We start from the raw sequence: 22,850 nt of genomic DNA on the forward strand, positions 1-22,850 counted from the left end.
CGAGTGTGGTTAATCATCGGTTAATCGCCGCCCTCCACTGTGCACCTCACTTGCACAGGGATAAGGCTTACCCATGCGTCGATTGTTTTTATTCTTTGTTCTGTTGATCTCGGGTGTGGCCCAGGCTGGAACGAATCCGTTCGAAACCAAAACCGATTTTCTCCCAGTGGAAAAAGCGTTCATCTTCACCTCCGAACGCCTTGAATCCGGGGAAACCCAGCTCTATTGGCAAATTGCCGACAAGTATTACCTGTATCAGAAACGCCTGAAATTCGAGGGTCTGGCCCCGGAGCAAGTGCCGGTTCTGCCCGAGGGCGAGTCCCACAGCGACGAGTTCTTCGGCGAACAGCAGATCTATCGCCAGGGCCTGGAATTGAAGATTCCGGCCGGAGCCACTGGTCAGATCAAAGTAGGCTTCCAGGGCTGCGCCGATGCCGGTTTGTGTTATCCGCCGCAGACTCAAATCATCGATCTCGGTGGCCAGGCGACAGCGGCGGCGACCGTCGAAGCGCCCGACCAGGCCTTGGCCAGCGGCCTGCAGCAACGGGCGTTGGGCTGGAGCTTGCTGGTGTTCTTTGGCTTGGGGCTGCTGCTGGCGTTCACGCCTTGCTCGTTGCCGATGCTACCGATTCTGGCGGGTTTGATCGTTGGCAGTGGGGCCACGCCGAAACGCGGTTTTGCCCTGGCGACCAGTTACGTCGTGAGCATGGCGCTGGTGTATGCGGCGATGGGCGTTCTGGCTGCGCTGCTGGGTGCAAACCTTCAGGCATTGTTGCAGAACCCCTGGTTGCTGGGCAGCTTTGCGGCGGTGTTCGTGCTGCTGGCCTTGCCGATGTTCGGTTTCTTCGAGTTGCAATTGCCGGTGGCCGTGCGGGATCGGCTGGAACATGTTTCGCGCAATCAGCGCGGTGGCAGCTTGATCGGTGCCGGTGTACTCGGGGCTTTGTCCGGTCTGCTGGTAGGTCCATGCATGACCGCGCCGCTGGCGGGGGCCTTGCTCTATATCGCCCAAAGCGGCAATGGGCTGCACGGCGGGCTGATTCTGTTCGCCATGGGCATCGGCATCGGTGTGCCGCTATTGCTGCTGGTGACCGTCGGCAATCGTTTCCTGCCCAAACCCGGCGCGTGGATGAATCTGCTCAAGGGTGTGTTCGGTTTCCTCTTCCTCGCCACGGCATTGCTGATGCTGCGGCCGGTGCTCGCGCCCTCCTTGTGGCTCGGATTGTGTGGTGCCTTGCTGTTAATCGCCGCTTACAGCGCGTGGAAACAGTCCGAGGGCTTCGGTCGCATCGCCCAACTGTTCGGCGCCAGTTCGCTGTTGCTGGGACTTTGGGGGAGTCTGCTGGTGGTCGGTGCGGCGGGTGGCAGTGACGATCCTTATCAGCCGCTGCAGGTGTACAGCGCCGGCCGTACCGACGCTGCCGCGCCCAGCGCGCATGATGCATTCACTACGATCAAGGAGCCCGCCGTCCTGCAACGCGAACTCGATGCAGCCAAGGCCCAGGGTCAATGGGTGCTGCTGGACTATTACGCCGACTGGTGTGTGTCGTGCAAAGTCATGGAAAAACAGGTCTTCGGCAAACCGCAGGTACTGGAAGCGCTCAGCGATGTGCGCTTGCTACGGCTCGACGTCACCGCCGACAATGCCGCCAGCCGCGAACTGCTCGGCCGTTATAAAGTGCCGGGGCCACCAAGCCTGTTGTGGATCGGCCCCAATGGCGAAGAGCGTCGCAGCCAGCGCATCACCGGTGAGGTCGATGCCGGCACCTTCCTGCAACGCTGGACCACCACCCGAGACGCTCGTTAATGCTGACTTTTACCCTCGGCACCTTTGCCATTGCGCTTAATCACCTGCTGCTGATCAGTGCCTTGGCGCTCGCGACTTTTGTCGGCTGGCGGGTGGCCCGGCGCGGCGGCGAGAACCCGGAGTCGGTGTTGTTCAGCCTGTTCCTGGTAGGCATGCTGGCGGCCCGGGTCGGTTTCGTGATCGCCTACTGGGCGCAATATCGCAACGATCCGTGGCAGATCATCGACCTGCGCGACGGTGGTTTCCTCGCCTGGCCCGGGGTGGTCGTGCTGTTGCTCGTCGCGTTGTATCGGGGCTGGCATCGCCCGGGCTTGCGCCGTCCGTTGGGTTTTGGCGTGGGCAGCGGTTTGGCGTTCTGGCTGCTGGCGACCTTCTCCCTGACGATTTACGAACAAGGCACGCGCCTGCCGGAAATCACGCTGCGCAATGCCGCTGGCCAGACCGTGCAACTGGCGGATTATAGAGGTGGGCCGCTGGTCATCAACCTCTGGGCCACCTGGTGCCCGCCGTGCCGCCGGGAAATGCCGGTGCTGGAAAACGCCCAGCAACAGCGTCCGGACCTGACCTTTCTGTTCGTCAATCAGACCGAAAGCATGCACAGCGTCGCCACCTTCCTCGAAACCCAGGGCCTGAGCCTGACTAACGTGCTGTTCGATGGCAGCGGTCGATTGAGTCAGGCCGTGGGTTCCATGGCATTGCCGACTACGCTGTTCTATAGCCCCGACGGGTACCTGCTGGGCAGTCATCTGGGCGAACTCTCTGAAGCCAGCCTGGCCCGCGCCCTGGAAAACTTCGACACCCCGAACCCGGCCACCTCGGCCACGCCTTCAAGGAAACTGCCATGCTCCGCCTCCGCAACCTGCTGACGTTGACCCTGGGTGCCGCCCTGCTGCACTTGCCGTCGGTACAGGCCGAAGAATTGCCTGAAGCGATCAAGAAGATCGAAGCCAAGGGCGCGAAAATCGTCGGCACCTTCGACGCGCCCGACGGCCTGCGCGGTTATGCGGCGCAGTATCAGAACCGTGGCATGGCGCTGTACCTGACCCCGGACGGCAAACATGTGCTGCTGGGGAACCTGTACGACGCCGACGGCAATGACCTGAGCAGCGCGCCGTTGCAGAAACTGGTCTACGCGCCAATGGCCAAGGAAATCTGGGGCAAGATGGAAGCCAGCAACTGGATCGGTGACGGCAACAAGGATGCACCGCGAATCGTCTATCTGTTCAGTGACCCGAATTGCCCGTACTGCAACATGTTCTGGGAACAGGCGCGGCCGTGGGTCAAGGCTGGCAAGGTGCAGTTGCGGCACATCATGGTCGGCATCATTCGCGAAGACAGCCCGGGCAAATCCGCCGCGCTGCTGGCCGCCAAGGACCCGCAAAAAGCGTTGGCAGACCACGAAAAATCCGGCAAGGACAGTTCGCTCAAGGCGTTGAAAGACGTGCCGCCGGCGATTCAAGCGAAACTCGCGGCGAACATGCAGTTGATGGAAGACCTGGAATTGGCCGCCACCCCGGCGATTTTCTACATGGACGACAAGGGGCAGCTGCAACAGCAGCAAGGCGCGCCGACGCCGGACAAGTTGGTGAAGATTCTGGGGCCTAAGTGATTCTGCCTTCAGGGTTGAGGTGATTTCACTGGCGCCTTCGCGAGCAAGCCCGCTCCCACGTTCGACCGCATTTCCATCAAAGAACTCGGTCAACTAATGAAATGGGAGCGGGCTTGCTCGCGAAGAACGATTACACGGACTTGCAGGTTCTCTCGCCCAGAAATCTCAGCAGCGCCTCGGTGACGAATCCCGGATTCTCCAGATTGGAGATATGCCCCGCCTCCGGCACCAGCACATACGGGCAACCGATCAACTCGGCCATTTCTTTGGTTTCCGACGGCGGTCGCGGTTTGTCCTGATCGCCGCACATCAACAGCGTGGTTTCAGGATTCAGTTCACCCAGGCGCGACAACAGATCATCACGACCAAAGGTAATCCGCCCCATCGGCACGATGCTTTCACGCAAGCGGTCGGCCGGCAGCGCAGCCAGTCTGGCGCGAAAATCCTGATACAGCGCCGACTGCGGATCGATACCCGGACGGAAGAAGATCGGCACAATAATGTCGAGCAGTTGCGGCGAGATCACACTTGTCCATCAACCGTTACGAAGGGCATCGACTGTCTCCCTGGTGAAATCGGATCCATTAAAAAAGCACAGGAAGACTGAGCCGCATGGGACCGACAGTCAACCCGGAGCTTTGTGGTGCCTGCACTGGCCCTTTCGCGAGCAAGCCCGCTCCCACTGGACCTGTGTTCGCAGGACAAATGTGGGAGCGGGCTTGCTCGCGAAGGGGCCTTCACAAACGCTAAAGAATCAAAGGCCCTCCAACTCCGCCATCAGGTCATTCAACCGATCCACCTTCTCCTCGGTAATGTCGCTCGCCGCCAACCCGTCGATGTACTCGGCCAACTCCGCCACCGTGCTGCACTCGAACATCGCCCGCAGCGGCACGTTGCGTTGCAGGGCTTTTTGCACCCGCGAGGCGATCTGTGTGGCCAGCAGCGAATGCCCGCCGAGCTCGAAGAAGTTGTCACGCACGCCGACCTTCTCGACCTTCAACACCTCGGCCCAAATATTCGCCAGGGTATGCTCCAGCTCATTGCGCGGCGCCTGATAGTCCTGGCTCTGCAACTGGCCGATCTCCAGCGTCGGCAAGGCCTTGCGATCGAGTTTGCCGTTGGCGTTGAGCGGCAGCTTGTCGAGCCACAACCAGTGCAGCGGCACCATGTATTCCGGCAACTCGGCACGCAAGCGCTGCTTGATGCGCTCCAGCCGTTCGTTCGGATTCAGCGCCGAATCCGCTGCAACCAAATAGCCGACCAAATGCTTGCCGTTGACGCCTTCCTGCACACCGACCGCTGCATCGCGAACTTCCGGTTGCTCGTGCAGACGGGCCTCGATTTCACCCAGTTCGATGCGGTAACCGCGGATCTTCACTTGATGGTCGATACGCCCGACGTATTCCAGCACGCCATCACTGCGACGTCGGGCCAGGTCGCCGGTGCGATACAAGCGATCCCCCGGCGCACCGAACGGGTTCGGCACAAACACTTGCGCAGTGCGCAACGGATCGCTCACATAGCCGCGACCCACGCCGGTACCAGCCACACACAACTCACCCACCGCGCCCAACGGCACCAATTCCATTGCGCCATCGAGCAGGTACAAACGGTTGTTATCCGTCGGCGTACCAATCGGCAGATAACTGCCGCGCGTCGAGGCCAGATCGACACAGAAGAACGCCACATCGTCCGAGCATTCCGCCGGGCCATAGGCGTTCACCAAGCCAATTTCCGGGTAACGCAGCAACCATTGATGCGCCAGTTCCGGCGGCATCGCTTCACCGGTCGGCAGCATCCAGCGCAAGCCATCGAGGCTCATGCGCTCCTGGGCGAGCATGCCCTGAATCAGCGACGGCACGCTTTCCAGCACGGTGATGCCGTGGCTCTGAACATGGGCCAGCAACCCCTGCGGATCATGGGCAATGCTGTTGGACACGATGTCCACCCGAGCGCCGAACAATGGTGCCGCGAGGAACTGCCAGACCGAAATGTCGAAGCTTTGCGAGGCGGTCTGGGCGATCACGTCGGCATCGCTCAGTTTCAGGTACGGCACCTTGCTCAACTGGTTATTGAGCATGCCGCGCTGCTCGACCATCACGCCCTTCGGCAGACCTGTGGAGCCCGAGGTGTAGATCACATAGGCGAGGTTGTCCGGACCGCTGTAGATGCCCGGATTGGCCACCGAAACATCGCTCGCCTGCACGTCTTCCCAGACCAGCAACTTCGGCCGATTGGCGCAGCCGAACTCATCGAGCAACGCCAGCGCTTGTTCGTGGCATGCCTGGGTACAAACCAGCAACGGCGTGCGGCTCAGGTCGATGATCCGGCTCAGACGCTGACTCGGCAGGCCCGGGTCCAGCGGCAGGTAACCGGCCCCGGCCTTGAAGCTGCCGATGATCATGCCCAGCAGATCGAGGTTACGTTCGGCGAGCAGCGCCACCGGTTGATCGAGCCCGACACCCGCGGCGATCAAGGCATGACCGAGACGGTTGCTGCGCTGGTTCAGCTCAACATAGCTGTGCTGCTGATCCAGGCAACTGGCGACAATTCGCTGCGGATGCTCGGCAACCTGCGCTTCGAACAATGAGACATAGCTCTGCTCCAGCGGATACTCGTGTTCGCTCTGGTTGCAGCCATGGATCAGGAAGTCCTGTTCCTCGGTGCCCAGCAGCGGCAGATCGGCCATGTCGCCATGGAAGCCTTCGACCAACGCCAGCAGCAGGCGCTTGAATTCACCGAGCATGCGCTCGACCGTGGATTCGTCGAAATAACGCTGGTCGTAGGACAGGTGCAAGCCCAGGTCATCGCCCGGATAACACACCGCCGTCAACGGGAAGTTGGTGTGGGTACGGCCCGAATCCGAGGTGGCGTTGAGGCTCTGCGCGCGGTCGAGCACCGAGACTTCCACCGGCGCGTTTTCGAACACGAACAGGCTGTCGAACAGCGGCTGGCCTTTAGGCAGCTCGCTGTTTTCCTGAATGCTCACCAGCGGCAGGTATTCGTACTCGCGCAGTTGCATGTTGCTGTCGAGCAAACCGCTGAGCCACTGACGAACGCTGCAACGCTGATCGTCCTCGGGCATTTTCACCCGAAGGGCGATGCTGTTGATGAACAGCCCGACCGTGCGCTGCATCTCCGGCATTTCCACCGGGCGCCCGGCCACGGTGACGCCGAACAGCACGTCGCGATCACCGCTCAAGCGGCGCAGCACCAGCGCCCATGCTGCCTGGGCGAAGGTGTTGATGGTCAGCTGATGGGCCTGGGCCAGTTCGCGCAATTGCGCACCATCGCGGGCATCGAGCCGTGTGTAGCGGTCGCCGACGATCATGCCGCCGCTTTCGCCAGCATGTTCACGCAGGAATGGGCGGTCGCTCGGAATCGGCGTGGTGCGCTCGAAACCTTGCAGGTTTTGCCGCCACCACTGCCGTGCTTCGGCGAGGCTCTGGCGTTGCAACCAGCCGATGTAATCGCGATAACGCGGTGGCACGGCCAATTGCGCTTGCCGGCCTTCGCCGAGGGCGGTGTAGATTTCGAAGAAATCGTTCATCAACAGCGAACGGCACCAGGCATCGATGAGGATGTGGTGGTTGCTCATCATGAACCAGTAACGCGCCGCGCCCACGCGGATCAAGCGCAGGTGGAACGGTGCCTGATTGAGCAAATCGAACCCGGCCTCACGCTCGCTTTTCAGCAGCGCCTGCAACTTCGGTTCTTGCTCGGTTTCCGCGACGCCAGTCCAGTCGAGGTATTCGATCGGCGTGCTGCCCGGTTTGTGGATCACTTGCAGCATATCTTCACCAACGTTCCAGCAGAACGAGGCGCGCAAAGCTTCGTGTCGAGCAATCACCGCTTGCCAGGCCTGGGCGAAACGTTGCGGGTCGAGTTCGCTGTTGATGCGGTAGCGGTCCTGCATGTAGTAGAGGCCGGTGCCCGGTTCGAGCAAGGTGTGCAGCAGCATGCCTTCCTGCATCGGGGTCAGCGGGTAGACGTCTTCGATCATCGCCGCTGGCACTGGCAACGCGTCGAGTTGCGGCTGAGTCAGTTTGGCCAGCGGGAAGTCCGATGGCGTCAGGCCGCCCGCGTTGTCGCTCAGGCAATGCTGGATCAGGCTTTGCAACTCGCCCAGATACGCTTCTGCCAGTTCAGTGATGGTTTGCAGATCGTGGCGTTCGGCGCTGAAGGTCCAGCGCAATACCAACTCACCGCCGTACACCTGACTGTCGACGCTCAGCTCGTTGGGCAGCGGCGCGTGTGGATCGTGGGCCGCGCCCACCGGTTCATCGAGCGGACGGAACAGCGCATCGCTGCCGAAGCTCTGGTCGAATTGGCCCAGGTAGTTGAAGGTGATCGGCGCCACCGGCAATGCAGCCATGGTCTGACGGCACACGCCATCAGCCAGATAACGCAGCACGCCATAACCCAAACCTTTGTGCGGCACCGCGCGCAGTTGCTCCTTGATCGCCTTGATCGACGCCCCCTGTCCATTCGCAGGTGTGAGGCGTAGCGGATAGGCGCTGGTGAACCAGCCGACAGTGCGGGTCAGGTCGATCTCGTCGAACAGGGTTTCGCGGCCGTGGCCTTCGAGTTGAATCAACGCCGACTCATGACCGCTCCAGCGGCACACCACACGGGCCAATGCAGTCAGCAGCAGATCATTGACCTGAGTGCGATAGGCCGTCGGTGCCTGTTGCAGCAGTCGGCGGGTACGCTCGCTGTCGAGGCGCACGCTGACGGTTTGTGCGTCACAATTTTGCTGACCACCCTGTGGACGATCACACGGCAATTCAGCGCTGGTGCCGGCCAATTGCGTCTGCCACCAGCTCAATTCTTCACGCAGGGATTCGCTGCCGGCGTAAGCCTGCAACCGTGCGGCCCAATCCTTGAAGCCGCTGGTTTTCGCCGGCAGTTTTACTGACTGCCGAGACTCGAGCTGACGATAAATCGTTTGCAGATCGTCCAGCAGCACCCGCCACGACACCCCGTCCACCACCAGGTGGTGAATGGCAATGAACAGCCGTTGTTGCCCCGCAGAATCATCCACCAGCAGCGCCCGCATCAGCGGCCCTTGCTCGAGGTCGAGGCTGCGTTGAGCGTCGGCGAACAGCGCCACACATTTATCCATGGCCGGCACATGCACTTGCCACAGCACGGCGGCCTCGGAAACCGCCTGGTGCTCGGCCTGCCAACGGCCGGCGACTTCGGTAAAGCGTAGGCGCAAGGCGTCGTGCTGTTCGATCACCGCCAGCAGCGCTTGCTCCAGACGATGCGGGTCGAGCGCCACGGTCGGCTCCAGCAGCAACGCCTGGTTCCAGTGTTGACGCTCCGGGATTTCAGTGTCGAAGAACCAGTGCTGAATCGGCGTCAAACGCGATTCGCCTGTGAGCAAACCTTGTTCGGCGGTGACCTGCTCGGTGCGGGTCGCGACGGCGGCGAGAGTTTGCACGGTCTGGTGCTGGAACAGGTCACGCGGGCTGAAGTGGATGCCCTGCTGCCGCGCACGGCTGACCACCTGGATCGACAGAATCGAATCGCCGCCCAGTTCGAAGAAGTTGTCGTTGAGGCCGACCTGCTGGACGTTCAGCACTTCGCACCAGATCCCGGCCAGGGTCAGTTCGAGTTCGTTGCTCGGCGCCACGTACTGCTGACGATTCAACTCCGGGTCCGGGGCCGGCAGTGCGCGGCGGTCAAGCTTGCCGTTGGCGGTCAGCGGCATGCTGGCCAACAGGATCAGATGCGTCGGCACCATGTAATCCGGCAACTGCGATTTGAGGTGCGCCTTCAACGCTTCGCGCAATGCAGTTTGTTGCGCCTCATCCTGTTCGGCGACGCTGGTGACCAGGTAGCCGACCAATTGCTTGCCGCTCGGTGCGTCGAGGGCCAGCACCACTGCTTCACGCACGGATTCGTGTTCCAGCAAACGGGTTTCGATCTCGCCCAGTTCGATGCGGAAACCGCGGATCTTCACTTGATGGTCGATCCGGCCGAGGTACTCGACCAGACCATCGACGCGCTGACGGACAAGATCGCCGGTGCGGTACAAACGTCCACCGTTCGCTGCAAAAGGGTCGGCGACAAACCGTTCGGCGGTCATGCCCGGACGCTGGTGATACCCCTGCGCCAGACCGGCACCGCCGACATACAACTCGCCTGTCGCGCCTTGCGGCACCAACGCCAGATCGGCGTCGAGGATGTAAGCGACGCGAGCGCCAATCACGCTGCCGATCGGCACGCTGCCCAGCCCTTCTTCCAGTTGCTCGGGTGCCAGGCTGGCGAGCGGCATGACCACGGTTTCGGTCGGGCCATAAGCGTTGAAAAACAGGCTTGGTTTGAACGCCGCGCGAATCCGTTGGAGGTGTTCGCCGGTCAGGGCTTCGCCGCCGGTGATGCACATACGCACTGGCAGGGTTTCGCCCTGGGTCGCCAGCCATTGCGCCAACTGGCTGCCGTAGCTTGGGGTGAAACCAAGAATATTGATGCTGTGCCGACGAATCAGCCCGCAGATTTCTTGCGCATCCCACTGGCCTTGCGCACGCAGGACAACCTGCGCGCCGCTCAACAGCGGCACCAGCAGACGCTCGGTCGCGGCGTCGAAGTTGATCGAATAGAAGTGCAATTCGCAGTCATCGGGTCGCATGGCGAAGCGCTCAATCACGGCGCGGCAATGCATGGCGATTTCACCGTGGGACACCACCACGCCTTTCGGTTTGCCAGTGGAGCCGGAGGTGTAAATCAGGTACGCCTGATGTTGCGGCAGGCTGATAAACGGCAGTTCGCTGGCCGGGTAATCGGCCAGTGCAGCGGCGTCGTCTTCCAGGCACCAGCGGCCGACGCTGACCGGCAATTCACCGAGCGCCGCGAACATCGCCGCATCGCTGAGCAGCAAACCGATGCCGCTGTCTTCGATCATGTAGTGCAAGCGATCCAGCGGGTATTCCGGGTCCAGCGGCACATAGGCACCGCCAGCCTTGAGGATCGCCAGCAGGCCGATGACCATCTCCAGCGAGCGCTCCAGGGCCAGACCGACCCGCACCTGTGGCCCGACATCGCGCTCGCGCAGCATCCAGGCCAAACGATTGGCGCGGCTGTCGAGCTCGGCGTAGCTCAAGGTTTGCCCGGCGAACGTCAGGGCCGGCGCGTCCTTGCGCACCAGCGCCTGTTCGCTGAACAGGTGATGGATGCATTGATCGAGGCGATGCTCGCCCGGCTCGATGCCGAGGCTGTCGAGCAGGTTTTGCTGTTCAGTGGCTTCCAGCAACGGCAGCTCACTCAAGCGCTGTTGCGGATCGGCAAGCAACGCTTCCAGCAGATTGCGCCAGTGCCCGGCCATGCGCGCAATGCGCGGCTCGTCGAACAAATCGGTGCTGTAAGTCAGGCAGCAACCGAGGCGATGATCGAGGTCGGTGACTTCCAGGTTGAGGTCGAACTTGGTCGCTCGCGCATCGTTAGCCAGGTACTCGACAGTCATCCCGGCCAGGGTGCGACTCTGCTGGAATTCCCAGCGCTGCACGTTGCACATCACCTGGAACAGCGGGTTGTACGCCGCGCTGCGCGGTGGTTGCAAGGCTTCCACCAGATGATCGAACGGCAGGTCCTGATGGGACTGGCCTTCAATCACGGTGTGGCGAACCTGCTCGAACAACTCGCCGACAGACATCTGCCCGTCGAGCTGGCAACGCAGCACTTGAGTGTTGAGGAACGCGCCGATCAGCCCTTCGCTTTCCGGGCGAATACGGTTGGCCACCGGCGCGCCAATGCGCAGATCGGTCTGGCCGCTGTAGCGGTAAAGCAGCACCGCCAGCGCGGCAGTCATGGTCATGAACAGGGTCAGACCATTGTGTGCGTTGAAGGCACGAACCCGCGCCGCGAGCTCATCGCTCAGGTCGAAGCGGAACAATTCGCCCTGATGGCTTTGCACCGGCGGACGCGGACGATCGGCCGGCAACTCCAGCAGCGGGTGTTCGCGCCCCAATTGCGCAGTCCAGTAATCGAGCTGACGCTGACGTTCGCCGGACTCCAGCCACTGACGCTGCCACACGCTGTAATCCAGATATTGCACCGGCAGCGGTTGCAGCGGCGATTCGCGGTCATCGACGAACGCTTCGTAGAGCGCGCTCAATTCCCGGGCAAAGATGTCCATCGCCCAGCCTTCGGTGACGATGTGATGCAGGGTCAGGACGAAGTAATGCTCCTGCTCGGCGGTCTTGACCAGACATGCACGCAGCAGCGGCCCGGTTTCCAGATCGAAAGGTTTATGGGCTTCGTCATCGGCCAGTTGCTGGACCTGCCATTCACGGCCATCGGCATCCAGCGTGGTGAAATCCTTCCAGTCCATGCGCAGGCGGGTGTCTGGATGAACCTGTTGGCGGGCCACGCCGTCGACGCTCGGAAACGTCGTGCGCAGGGTTTCGTGACGCATGATCAACGCTTGCAGCGCAGCTTCGAAACGCCCGACATCCAGCACGCCGCGCAACCGCGCCATGCCGCCGACGTTGTAGGCCGGGCTGTCCGGTTCCATCTGCCAGAGGAACCACATGCGCTGTTGGGAATAGGACAGTGGCACCGGTTGGCTGCGGTCGACCTTCTCGATCGGTGGCTGTTGGTTGGTTTTGCCGCCGGCCTGGATCAAGCGAACCTGTTCGGCAAATGCGCCCAGTTCGCTGTTTTCGAACAGCGCCCGCAGCGGTAACTCGACGTCGCAGGCCTGGCGGGTGCGGGAAATGATTTGCGTGGCCAGCAAAGAATGGCCGCCGAGGGCAAAGAAGTCATCGCGCAGGCCGATCTGTGTTTGGCCCAGCACTTCACGCCAGATGCCGGCGATTTGTTGCTCAAGGGTAGTGACCGGTTCGACGTGCTCGCGGACTTGCCACTGGGGCTCCGGCAAGGCGCGGCGGTCGAGTTTACCGCTCGGGCTTAACGGCATTTCATCCAGACGCATAAGTTGCGCCGGGACCATGTATTCCGGCAGCTCAGCCGCCAGCGCGGTTTTCAGGCGCGTGGTTTGAGCATCGATGGTTTCGCTGGTTTCAGTGGCGGTGTAATAACCGATCAACTGCCCACCGGCCGCCGTTTCGCGTACCAGCACCACCGCTTGGGCGACTCCGGGCTGCGCCAACAAACGCGCCTCGATTTCTTCCGGCTCGACACGAAAACCACGCAGTTTGACTTGCTGATCGAGACGGCCGAGGTATTCGATCACGCCGTCGGCGGTCCAGCGAGCACGGTCGCCGGTGCGGTACAGACGTGCGCCCTGCTCGCCCATCGGATCGACCACAAAGCGTTCCGCGGTCAAGCCTGGACGACCAAGGTAACCTCGGGCTAAACCGATACCGCTGATGCACAGTTCACCCGGCACACCGGCCGGTACCGGATTGAGATCGCTGTCGAGTACTCGGCAGAAGACGTTGCCCAATGGCCGGCCAATCGGCGAACGCTCGCCATCGGCGGTTGTGCAGTGCCAGTGGGTGACGTTGATTGCCGTTTCGGTCGGGCCGTAGCGGTTGTGCAGTTGCACCGCCGGCAGGTGTTCCAGTACGCGATTGCGCAGTTCGGCGGGCAACGCTTCGCCACCGGAGAACAGCCGGCGCAAGCTGGTGCATTCGGCGCTGAGTGGTTCGTCGATGAACAACGCCAGCAACGGTGGCACGAAGTGCAGTGTGGTCACGCCGTACTGCTGAACCAGTTGCGCGATGCGATGCGGATCGCGGTGTTCGCCAGGGCCGGCGAGCAGCAGGCGGCAACCGGTGATCAGCGGCCAGAAGCATTCCCATACCGACACGTCGAAACTGATCGGCGCTTTTTGCATCAGCACATCGGTTTGGTCCAGACGGTAGGTGGCTTGCATCCATTGCAGGCGTTCAGCGAGGGCCGCGTGAGTATTGCCAACGCCCTTCGGCTGACCGGTGGAGCCGGAGGTATAAATCACGTAGGCCAGGTTGTCGCCGTGCAGGTGCAGACCGGGCGCATGGCTTGGCCAGCTCTCCAGATGCAGGGCGTCCATGGCAATCACGCTGACGCTGTCGGTGGCTGGCAAGCGATCGAGTAATTCGGTTTGGGTCAGCAGCAGCTCGACGCCACTGTCGCTGAGCATGTAGGCCAGGCGCTCGGCCGGGTAGTCCGGGTCCAGCGGCACATAAGCGCCGCCGGCCTTGATGATCGCCAGCAAGCCAATCAACAACTGCGGCGAACGCTCGGCGGCGATGGCCACGCACACGTCCGGGCCGATGCCTTTATCGCGCAGGTAATGCGCCAGGCGGTTGGCTTGGGCGTGCAGCTCGGCGAAGTCCAGGCTGCCACCGTCCCACAGCAGCGCGATGCGTTCCGGGGTCTGGCGCGCTTGTTCGTTGAGCAACTCAGGCAGCCATTGGCTGGCTGGTGTGCACGGTGCGGCGCTCCAGGCGGATTGCTGATCGTGCTCGCCCGGGGTCAGCAGTTGCAGGTCGCCGATGGCGGTCGTCGGTTGTTCGCAGACGGCTCGCAGCAGATTGGCGAAATGCTCGGCCAGACGCTCGATGGTTGTCGCGTCAAACAATTCGCTGGCGTAGTCGAACGACAGGCTCAGGCGACCGTTGCGGTCCTCTTCGCTGTGCAGTTGCAGGTCGAACTTGGCTTCGCGACTGTGCCACGGCAGCTCTTCGGCGAGCAGTCCCGGCAATCGGCGCAGTGCGCTGAGATCACGTTGCTGATGGTTGAACATGACCTGGAACAGGCCTTGTTCGCGGGCCTGCGGGAAGGCTTCGAGCAGTTGTTCGAATGGCAGATCCTGATGCGCTTGCGCGCCCAATGCGGCTTGACGGGTTTGCGCCAGCAACTCAACGAACGGCAGTCGCGAATCCACCTCGGCGCGCAGCACCTGGGTGTTGATGAAGAAGCCGATTAGCCCTTGGGTTTCGAGGCGCGGACGGTTGGCATTCGGCACGCCGATGCGGATGTCGCGTTGGCCGCTGTAGCAATGCAGCAGGCTCTGGAATGCTGCGAGCAACAGCATGAACGGTGTCGATTCATGGGCCTGGGCAGTCTGGCGAATGGCATCGCTCAGGCTCGCGTCCAAACGTAGCGTGTGGCGGGCGGCGCTGTGAATGTGTTGCGTCGAACGCGGATGATCGGTGGCCAGGCTCAGGGTCGGATGTTCAACGCCCAACTGCTCTTTCCAGTAAGCGAGTTGACGCTCGCCCTCCCCTTGCGCCAACCACTGGCGCTGCCAGCTGCCGTAGTCGGCGTATTGCGTCAGCAACGCTGGAAGGCTGGCGGTCTGGCCTTGGGAGGCCGCCGCATACAGGCGAGAGAACTCGTCAATCAACACGTTCATCGACCAGCCGTCGGCGATGATGTGGTGCATGGTCACCAGCAGTTGATGGTCCTCATCGCCGAGGCGTACCAGCGTCACCCACAGCAGCGGGCCTTTTTCCAGATCGAACTGGGTACGGGCTTCGTCCTCGCGAATTTGCTGCACGCGGGCTTCACGCTCGGCGGCTGGCAGGTCGCTGATGTCGATCACTTGCGGGTTGAATTCGCCGGCAGCAATGACCTGTTGCAGGGCCACACCGTCACGCTCGAAAAACCGTGTGCGCAAGGATTCGTGACGTTCGATCAGTTGCTGGAAGCTGGCGCGCAAGGCGTCTTCGTCCAGCTCGCCGCGCAAGCGCAAGGCACCGGGAATGTTATAGGCGCTGCTCTGCGGGTCGAGTTGCCAGGTGATCCATAAACGGTTTTGCGCCAGGGATTGCGGCATGGCATCACTGCGCGACAAGGGCATGATCGCGCCTTGGGCCACGCCGCCATCCTGTTGTTGCCGGGCAACCGCGGTAGCGAATGCGCCGAGGGTCGGCGCTTCGAACAACAGGCGCAGATTCAGCTCCAGCCCCAGCTCTTCACGCAGGCGTGCGACCACTTGAGTGGCGGCGATGGAGTTGCCGCCGAGCAGGAAGAAGTGATCGTCGGCGTTGACCTGTTTGACCTGCAATTGCTCACACCAGATCTGGCCAATCAGGGTTTGCAGCTTTGAGCCGGTGTTGGTTTCAGATGTGCTTGCGATGTCTGCCGACGGGAACAGCGCATAGCTGTCGAGGCGTCCATCGGCCAGGCGATTGCGGCACGCCGAGCGTTGCAACTTGCCGCTGGACGTCTTCGGCAGCGCCCCCGGATTGAGCAATACCACCACGCTCGGCGCTTCCTGATACGCCTCGGCCACCGCTTGGCGGATGGCTTTGATCAGCGCCTCGGGCGGCAGGATTTTCTGCACGCTGCGGCTGATTTCCGCGGCGATGCCGATGCCTTCCTGCCCCTCGATGTTAATCGCGAATGCAGCCGCGCGACCTTTGCGCACCACCTCCACTTCACGCTCGATGGTCTGCTCAATGTCCTGCGGATAAAGGTTGTGACCGCGAACGATCAGCATGTCTTTCAGGCGCCCGGTGATGAACAATTCCCCATCACGCAAAAAGCCCAGGTCGCCGGTGCGCAGCCAGGTGCGGCCGGCGTGCTGGACGAACGTCTTGGCCGTGGCTTCGGGGTTGCGCCAGTAGCCATGGGCGATGCTCGGCCCGGCAGCCCAGACCTCACCGACCGCGTTGTCGGTGAGTTCTTCGAGCGATACGGCATCAACAATCAGCACCGCGTGATCCGGCTGGCTGATGCCGCAACTCATGATCGGACTACCATCGCCCGGTTCGGCGCGATTCTGCGCCAGGGCCTGATCATCCACGCGCAACGCCGGGATGCCCTGACCGCGCGGGCTGCCGGCAACAAACAGCGTGGCTTCGGCCAGGCCGTAAGAGGCCATGAAGCTATCCGGCGTAAAACCACAGGCCGCAAATTTCTCGGCGAAGCGTTCCAGGGTGTCGAGGCGAATCGGTTCGGAACCGGAATACGCCACGCGCCAGCCACTCAGGTCGAGGCGTTCCAGCGCCGATTCGCTGACCCGTTCGCTGCACAGTCGATAGGCGAAGTCCGGCCCGCCGCTGATGGTGCCGCCGTATTCGCTGATCGCTTCCAGCCAGCGCAATGGCCGACCGAGGAAGTACGCCGGCGACATCAACACGCACGGCACACCGCTGAAAATCGGCTGCAACAGGCCGCCGATCAGGCCCATGTCGTGGTACAGCGGCAACCAGCTGACGATCACGTCGTCGGGGTTCAGATCGATGCCAAAGCCATGACGAATCAATAGTTCGTTGGCCACCAGGTTGCCGTGACTGACTTGCACGCCTTTAGGCAACGCGGTGGAACCGGAGGTGTATTGCAGGAAAGCGATGTGATTGCCTTGCAAGTCCGGCGCGACCCAGCGTTCGGCCAGGGCGCTGTCGAGGGTATCGACACACAGCAGCGGCGGCGCCTCGTTGATTTGCAGCAACGCGTCGCGCAGGTCGGCGCTGGTCAATAGCAAGCGCGGCTCGGCATCGCTAATGATCGACAGCAAACGTTCCTGGTGATGACGACGGGTCGATTCAGGCGGATAGGCCGGTACCGCAATTACACCTGCGTAAAGACAGCCAAAAAACGCCGCGACGTAATCCGGGCCGCTGGGAAACAGCAGCACCGCGCGATCGCCGAACGATGCCTCGGCCTGCAACGCGCCGGCAATGGTTCGCGCCCGTTGATCGAGCTCGCGATAACTGAGCACCACAGCCTGATCCTGGGTTTCGGCGAGAAAACGCAAGGCCACCCGGTCCGGCGTCAGGGCCGCGCGGCGCTGGAGGGCTTGGACCAGTGTGCTGGGGAGTTCGAACGCGTCGGTCATGAGGTTTCCTGCCTGAATTCGGCTTGCAAGTGGAATCGGTTTCGTACGTCACACCCGTTCACGGGCATGCAGAACGCAGTCTTCGCCGACCGCGCAAGGCTTGGGAATGCTGTTTTGGCCGGGGGTTGCCGCCCGCAGCCATTCACCAATGAGAACGGATGGGGTCTGGAAATAATTAGTCGCCAGGCTAGAGCGCCAGCAGGCTTGCGGTCAGTAGGTGAGTCAGCGTGTCGCAGTTCTCACTCTGCTCTTTTGTGGCGCATTAATTCTCTTTCTCAATTGACAATCATTATCATTAAGCCTAATTTGTCGCTCGATGTGTAGGACGACTCCGATCCCCTGTCGTCCCACGACCCTATTTGCAGCAAGGTGATTTCCAATGACGGAACAAGTATCCACAAGCAGGTGCGATTCACCGCTACTTCAGGCCTTCGTCGACAACCGACTGATTCTGGTCAAGATTGCCGCCCGCATCACCGGCTGCAGATCCCGTGCCGAAGACGTGGTGCAGGATGCGTTCTTCCGGCTGCAATCGGCGCCGCAGATCACCTCGTCAATCAAGGCGCAGCTCAGTTACCTGTTCCAGATCGTGCGCAACCTGGCGATCGATCATTACCGCAAACAAGCGCTGGAGCAGAAGTACTCGGGCCCGGAAGAGGAAGGTCTGAACGTGGTGATTCAGGGCGCTTCACCGGAAACCTCGCACATGAATTTCTCGACCCTGGAAAACATTGCCGATGCACTGACGGAGCTGCCCAGCCGCACCCGTTACGCCTTCGAGATGTACCGCCTGCACGGCGTACCGCAAAAAGACATCGCCAAGGAACTCGGCGTCTCGCCAACCTTGGTGAACTTCATGATTCGTGACGCGCTGGTGCATTGCCGCAAGGTGTCGGGCAATCGTGCGGATACGTTCGCCCGACGCTGAAATTTGCGTCGCGCCATTCGCGAGCAAGCCCGCTCCCACATTTGATCGGTGTGAACACAGATTTTGTGTTCACCAAAAATCTACTGTGGGAGCGGGCTTGCTCGCGAAGGCTGACTCAAGCCCGCAACAGACCTTGAGCCATACACCTCACACCAACGAACACCGATCAAAAAACCGCTCACGCCCCAGCATCATCAGCGCCGCGCGCTTGTGCGGGAAGTCGAACTCTTTTTCGCAGTGGAAACACTGATTGTGCATATGCCCGATCATCTTCGCGTTGTCGGCGCGAGGCTCGGCGACCACCCGTTGAGTGCGTGAATCATCGAGAAACAGGTAATGCACCAACGCCGATAGCCAGCTCGCCACCTTGTGCGGGCCGCGGTGATGTTCTTCGCCGACCAGCATGTGAATGCCACGGTCGTAATCGCCGGCGTCATAGAACGGCGCAATGCGATCTTCCTTGGCCCAATAGGCTTCGAAATAGGCAAATGGCTGATCATCGAAGCAACCGATCAGCGTCAGGGTGTGCGGGTCGGCTTCGAGCTTGCTCAGGTATTCGCGATGCTTCTCGAGACTGCCCTCCTCTTGCCAGAAACTCGCCACCCGCGGGCTGTTCTGCCAGCGGTTGAAACGCGCCAGGTCTTGCTCGATTTCTACTGTGCGCAAGGAAATCCACGCACCGAGCCGCGCATCGAAGCGTCGATACACCTCACCACGGGGTTTCACCGCACGCAATGGATGGCGCTTGCCGCCACTGATGACCATTTGCTGCGGATAGCTGCCGGTGCGCGACTCCCCCAGCCAAGGCTGGGGCAATTGCCAGAACAGCGTGCGTTCGCAGCGATACTGACCGGTAACTTCGGTCGCGATCAGCAATCCGCTGAGCAAAGCTTCGGTGGGCACGTCATCGAGGTGCCAGGTCAGACGCTGACAATCCGCATCACGGGCAAACAGCCAATAGCAGGCCACCCAGAACGCCTGACCGTCAGGACGGCCGAAACGCTCCTCCAGCCGCAGATGCAACGCGGGCTCGCGGGAAAGCCGCAGTTCGATCAGCGGTTGCCCTTGCAGGCTGAGGCTCAGGCGGCTGGCGGTTACATCGGCTACAAGACAATTGCCTGACGGCAAGGCCAGGGTGGTCAGGTCATTCAGATTGGACATGGGTGGGGCTCACGATAATCGTCGACTGTTCAACGATGTGACGTGAGCCGGGGAGGGAAATTTAAGCGCAGTCGCCAAATGTGCGTCTCATGGCACGAATCAGGGGCACGAATCAGGGTTTGCCCACCGGTACCAAGGCAATTTTGTAGGGATCGAAAATCTTCAGCATCTGCCCATTGTCTCGCAGGCCTTGCAGCAACTTGCCGAATGCTTCGCCAGTAATCGGCGCCTGCGGGCGAATCAGCGCGTAATGGTGGTAGACCTGATCGATCCGTTGCGACACCAGCAATTGCTCGCCGACTTTCTCGTTACGCAGCAGGTAATCGCTCAGGTAGGAACGTGTCACCAAGGCAATGTCCGCTCGTGCGCGCAGCACCATCAGCAAGTTGCTGTCATGGGAATAGGTCAGCGTGGCCTTGTAGGCGTCGGCCAGATACTTGGGATCGGCATTGAAATTGGCAAACTCGTAGTGATAGCCGCTGTACAGCGCCAGGCGCTTGCCCATCAGGTCCTTGAAGTAATTCTGATCGCGATCGGGTTTCTTCTGCGCGACAAAGATTTCTGCATCTTCCAGGCCCATGTCGACGAGGGTATGCGGGATGTCCTTCCAGCCCCAGTCCGGGTTCTCGAAAATCGCCATATCGACCCGGCCTTCCTTGAAGTCGTTGAAACGTCGAGGAATGGAGGTGGGCACCAGCACAAACTGATAGTCGGTTTGCACCTGATTCAGCGCTTCCACCAGTTGTGGCAACAGACCGGTGTCGGCACCGGACTCCGGGCGCACGGTATAGGGTGGAAAATGCGCGGCACCGACCCGCACCAACTGTGCAGCCTGAGAGGGCAATACGCAGCACACTGCAAGCGCCGCCAGCAAAAGCCGAGACACTGTTCGAATTGGCGAAGACATCAAAACAGCCCACTCCCCAAAAAATACTCATCAATGCATACAAGCTAGGCGGTTTCGCCGACTTAGCCAGTTTCCTGCCGAGATAGACGGCTCACTGCCGTTCTTCAAGCACCAGAATAAGCGCTTCATCGGCCAATTGATCGAGACTCATGCTGCCATCGGCACGAAACCAGGTGGTGGTCCAGGACAACGCGCCCGTCAGGAAACGGCGGGTGATGAACACGTCGCCACGAATAAAACCGGCGTCCTTGGCTTCGCCCAGTACCTGCAACCAGATGTCTTCATAAATATCACGCAGCGCCAGAACCTGCGCCTGGCCTTCCGCTGACAGCGAACGCCACTCATACACCAGCACCGCCATGGCTTCGCCGCTGCCGCCCATGATCGACTGCAATTCGCAGCGAATCAGCGCCAGAACCCGCTCGCGCACACTGCCGGCCTCGGTCAGGGCTGCGCGCATTAACGCGGTGTTGTAGCGAATGGTCTCTTCCATCACGGCCCGCAGGATCTCATCCTTGCTTTTGAAGTGATGAAAAATACTGCCCGACTGAATACCCACCGCACCGGCCAGATCGCGCACGGTGGTCCGTTCATAACCTTTGTTGCGAAACAGGTGAGCGGCCACTTGCAGCAGTTTGCCGCGGGCGCTGTCCGGGTCGGTCAATTGGCCGTTGTCGACCAATTCGCGCATCACCCTCAGGGCTTTTTGCTCGTCCACCCGTTCTCTCCTACAGTCGATCAATCAATTGCACCGCTGCCCGCTAAAACAGCGGGGTTGCGCGGGCAATTTAAGCTGGCGGGGGCGACCAAGCAAGCGCTTGGGCAGAAGATATTTCAGTCGTTTACAAACCAAGCGCTTGCTTGGTAGTCTCGAAGCACTTCTGTCGGAGGTGGTTATGGAATTGACTGCGCCCAAAACAATCCGCATCGGTTGCGCCAGCGCATTCTGGGGCGACACCTCGACCGCCGCCGAGCAACTGGTGGACGGCGGGCGGCTGGATTACCTGGTGTTCGATTATCTGGCCGAGATCACGATGTCGATCATGGCCGGGGCGCGGATGAAAGATCCGGCGGCCGGCTACGCCAGCGACTTCATCGAAGTCCTCAGCCCCCTCCTCAACCAGCTCGCCGAACAGAAGGTCCGCGTCATCAGCAATGCCGGCGGCGTCAATCCACAGGCTTGCGCCGCTGCCCTGCAATCGGCCTGCGACAAGGCTGGGGTAGCGCTGAAGATCGCCGTGTTGTCGGGTGACGATCTGCAACCGCAGTTCAAACGCCTGAGCAGCCTTGGCCTCCATGAGATGTTCAGTGGCACGCCCCTGCCGCCGATGTGCGTGTCGACCAACGCCTACCTCGGCGCGCCGGGCATCGTCGAAGCCCTGCGCCTGGGCGCCGACATTGTGATTACCGGACGTGTGGTCGACAGCGCCGTGGTCAGCGCCGCGCTGGTGCATGAGTTCGGCTGGTCATGGCACGACTACGACAAACTCGCCCAGGCCGCATTGGCCGGGCACCTTATCGAATGTGGCGCCCAGTGTACCGGCGGCAATTTCACCGATTGGTATGACGTGCCCGACTACGAACACATCGGTTTTCCGATCATCGAAGTCAGCGCAGACGGCCAGTTTATTGTCAGCAAACCCGATAGTTCCGGCGGTCTGGTCACGCCCCTGACGGTGGGCGAGCAGATGCTTTATGAAATCGGCGACCCACAGGCCTATTTGCTGCCGGACGTGGTGTGCGATTTCAGTCAGGTCAAACTCGTGCAACAAGGCAAAAACGCGGTGCAGGTGCATGGCGCAAAAGGCTTGCCGCCGACCGATCAATACAAGGTCAGCGCCACGTATCCGGACGGTTTCCGCTGCACCGCCAGTTGCCTGATCGCCGGGATCGATGCCGTGGCCAAGGCCCGACGGGTCAGCCAGGCGATCATCAACAAGACTTCGGAAATCTTCAGCCAGCGCGGCTGGGCGCCCTACAGCGAAGTGAACATCGAACTGCTGGGCAGCGAAGCCACTTATGGCCCTCACGGCCAGCGCCAGGACAGCCGCGAAGTGGTGATCAAACTCGCCGTACGCCATCCGGGCAAGCAGGCCTTGATTCTGTTCTCCCGGGAAATCGCCCAGGCCGCCACCGGCATGGCGCCGGGGTTGACCGGGATCGTCGGCGGGCGGCCGACGGTGTACCCGCTGATCCGGCTGTTTTCATTCCTGATCGACAAAACGGCCTGCACCCTGGAAATCGACCTCGCCGGTGAGCGCCATCCGTGCGCCCTGCCCGCCCTCGATGTACTCGACCCGGATGACTTGCCGCTACCGTTCGATCCGCCCCAACCCACAGAGCGCGCCGACGCCAGCGTCGCCCTGATCAAACTCGCCGTGGCGCGCTCCGGCGACAAGGGCAATCACAGCAACATCGGCGTCATGGCCCGCCATCCCGACTACCTGCCGTGGATCGCCGAAGCGCTGACACCTGAGGTGATTGTCGACTGGATGAGTCATGTCCTCGACCCGATCCACGGGCGTGTCGAACGCTGGTATTTACCCGGCACTCAGAGCTTTAATTTCCTTCTGGAGAACGCACTCGGCGGCGGTGGCGTAGCCAGCCTGCGGATCGATCCGCAAGGCAAGGCGTTCGCTCAACAACTGCTGGAGATCCAGATTCCGGTGCCGCAGCGCATCGCCGATCAGGTCAACTAGA

General features: G+C 61.3%; 9 protein-coding genes and 1 pseudogene. 5 read left to right on the top strand and 5 right to left on the bottom strand.

The features are described from left to right. Positions 1-73: 73 nt before the first annotated feature. The 3 genes from dsbD to dsbG are packed head-to-tail and all read left to right on the top strand — an operon-like array spanning position 74 to position 3,416. Positions 74-1,807: a protein-disulfide reductase DsbD gene (gene dsbD, locus IC37_RS15195; protein ID WP_030132276.1), complete on the top strand. Its 1,734-nt coding sequence runs from the start codon at positions 74-76 to the stop codon at positions 1,805-1,807. Then, entirely contained in the window at positions 1,807-2,673 is an 867-nt protein-coding gene (locus tag IC37_RS15200) for a TlpA disulfide reductase family protein (protein WP_030132277.1), read from the top strand. Before dsbD ends, IC37_RS15200 begins: the two co-directional genes overlap by 1 nt. Then, complete coding sequence (gene dsbG / locus IC37_RS15205; RefSeq protein WP_030132278.1) at positions 2,649-3,416, top strand: thiol:disulfide interchange protein DsbG; 768 nt, start codon at positions 2,649-2,651, stop codon at positions 3,414-3,416. Before IC37_RS15200 ends, dsbG begins: the two co-directional genes overlap by 25 nt. Before the next feature lie 130 nt (positions 3,417-3,546). Here dsbG and IC37_RS15210 read toward each other — a convergent pair. After that, positions 3,547-3,948, bottom strand: a pseudogene (locus IC37_RS15210) (alpha/beta fold hydrolase); the annotation flags it as partial. A gap of 222 nt (positions 3,949-4,170) precedes the next feature. Continuing rightward, entirely contained in the window at positions 4,171-17,154 is a 12,984-nt protein-coding gene (locus tag IC37_RS15215) for a non-ribosomal peptide synthetase (protein WP_030132280.1), read from the bottom strand. Positions 17,155-17,533: 379 nt separating this feature from the next. Between IC37_RS15215 and IC37_RS15220 the strand changes: the two genes are divergently transcribed. Beyond that, positions 17,534-18,082: an RNA polymerase factor sigma-70 gene (locus tag IC37_RS15220; RefSeq protein ID WP_007894994.1), complete on the top strand. Its 549-nt coding sequence runs from the start codon at positions 17,534-17,536 to the stop codon at positions 18,080-18,082. 147 nt (positions 18,083-18,229) lie between these two features. On the opposite strand, the gene IC37_RS15225 is transcribed toward IC37_RS15220, so the two are convergent. From IC37_RS15225 to IC37_RS15235, 3 genes are all read right to left on the bottom strand, one after another. Continuing rightward, a complete protein-coding gene (locus IC37_RS15225) occupies positions 18,230-19,243 on the bottom strand; it encodes a GNAT family N-acetyltransferase (protein ID WP_030132281.1) in 1,014 nt (337 codons plus the stop codon). Positions 19,244-19,355: 112 nt separating this feature from the next. Next, the gene (locus IC37_RS15230; protein ID WP_030132282.1) at positions 19,356-20,150 is read right to left on the bottom strand and encodes an ABC transporter substrate-binding protein; all 795 of its coding nucleotides are present in this window, start codon (positions 20,148-20,150) and stop codon (positions 19,356-19,358) included. Positions 20,151-20,241: 91 nt separating this feature from the next. Further along, positions 20,242-20,868: a TetR/AcrR family transcriptional regulator gene (locus IC37_RS15235; RefSeq protein WP_030132283.1), complete on the bottom strand. Its 627-nt coding sequence runs from the start codon at positions 20,866-20,868 to the stop codon at positions 20,242-20,244. Between the two features lie 178 nt (positions 20,869-21,046). On the opposite strand from IC37_RS15235, the gene IC37_RS15240 reads away from it, so the two are divergent. After that, a complete protein-coding gene (locus tag IC37_RS15240) occupies positions 21,047-22,849 on the top strand; it encodes an acyclic terpene utilization AtuA family protein (RefSeq protein ID WP_030132284.1) in 1,803 nt (600 codons plus the stop codon). The last annotated feature ends 1 nt before the right edge of the window (position 22,850 follow it).

Origin of the sequence: Pseudomonas sp. QTF5 (assembly GCF_000512695.2) — a bacterium.
Taxonomy (GTDB): domain Bacteria; phylum Pseudomonadota; class Gammaproteobacteria; order Pseudomonadales; family Pseudomonadaceae; genus Aquipseudomonas.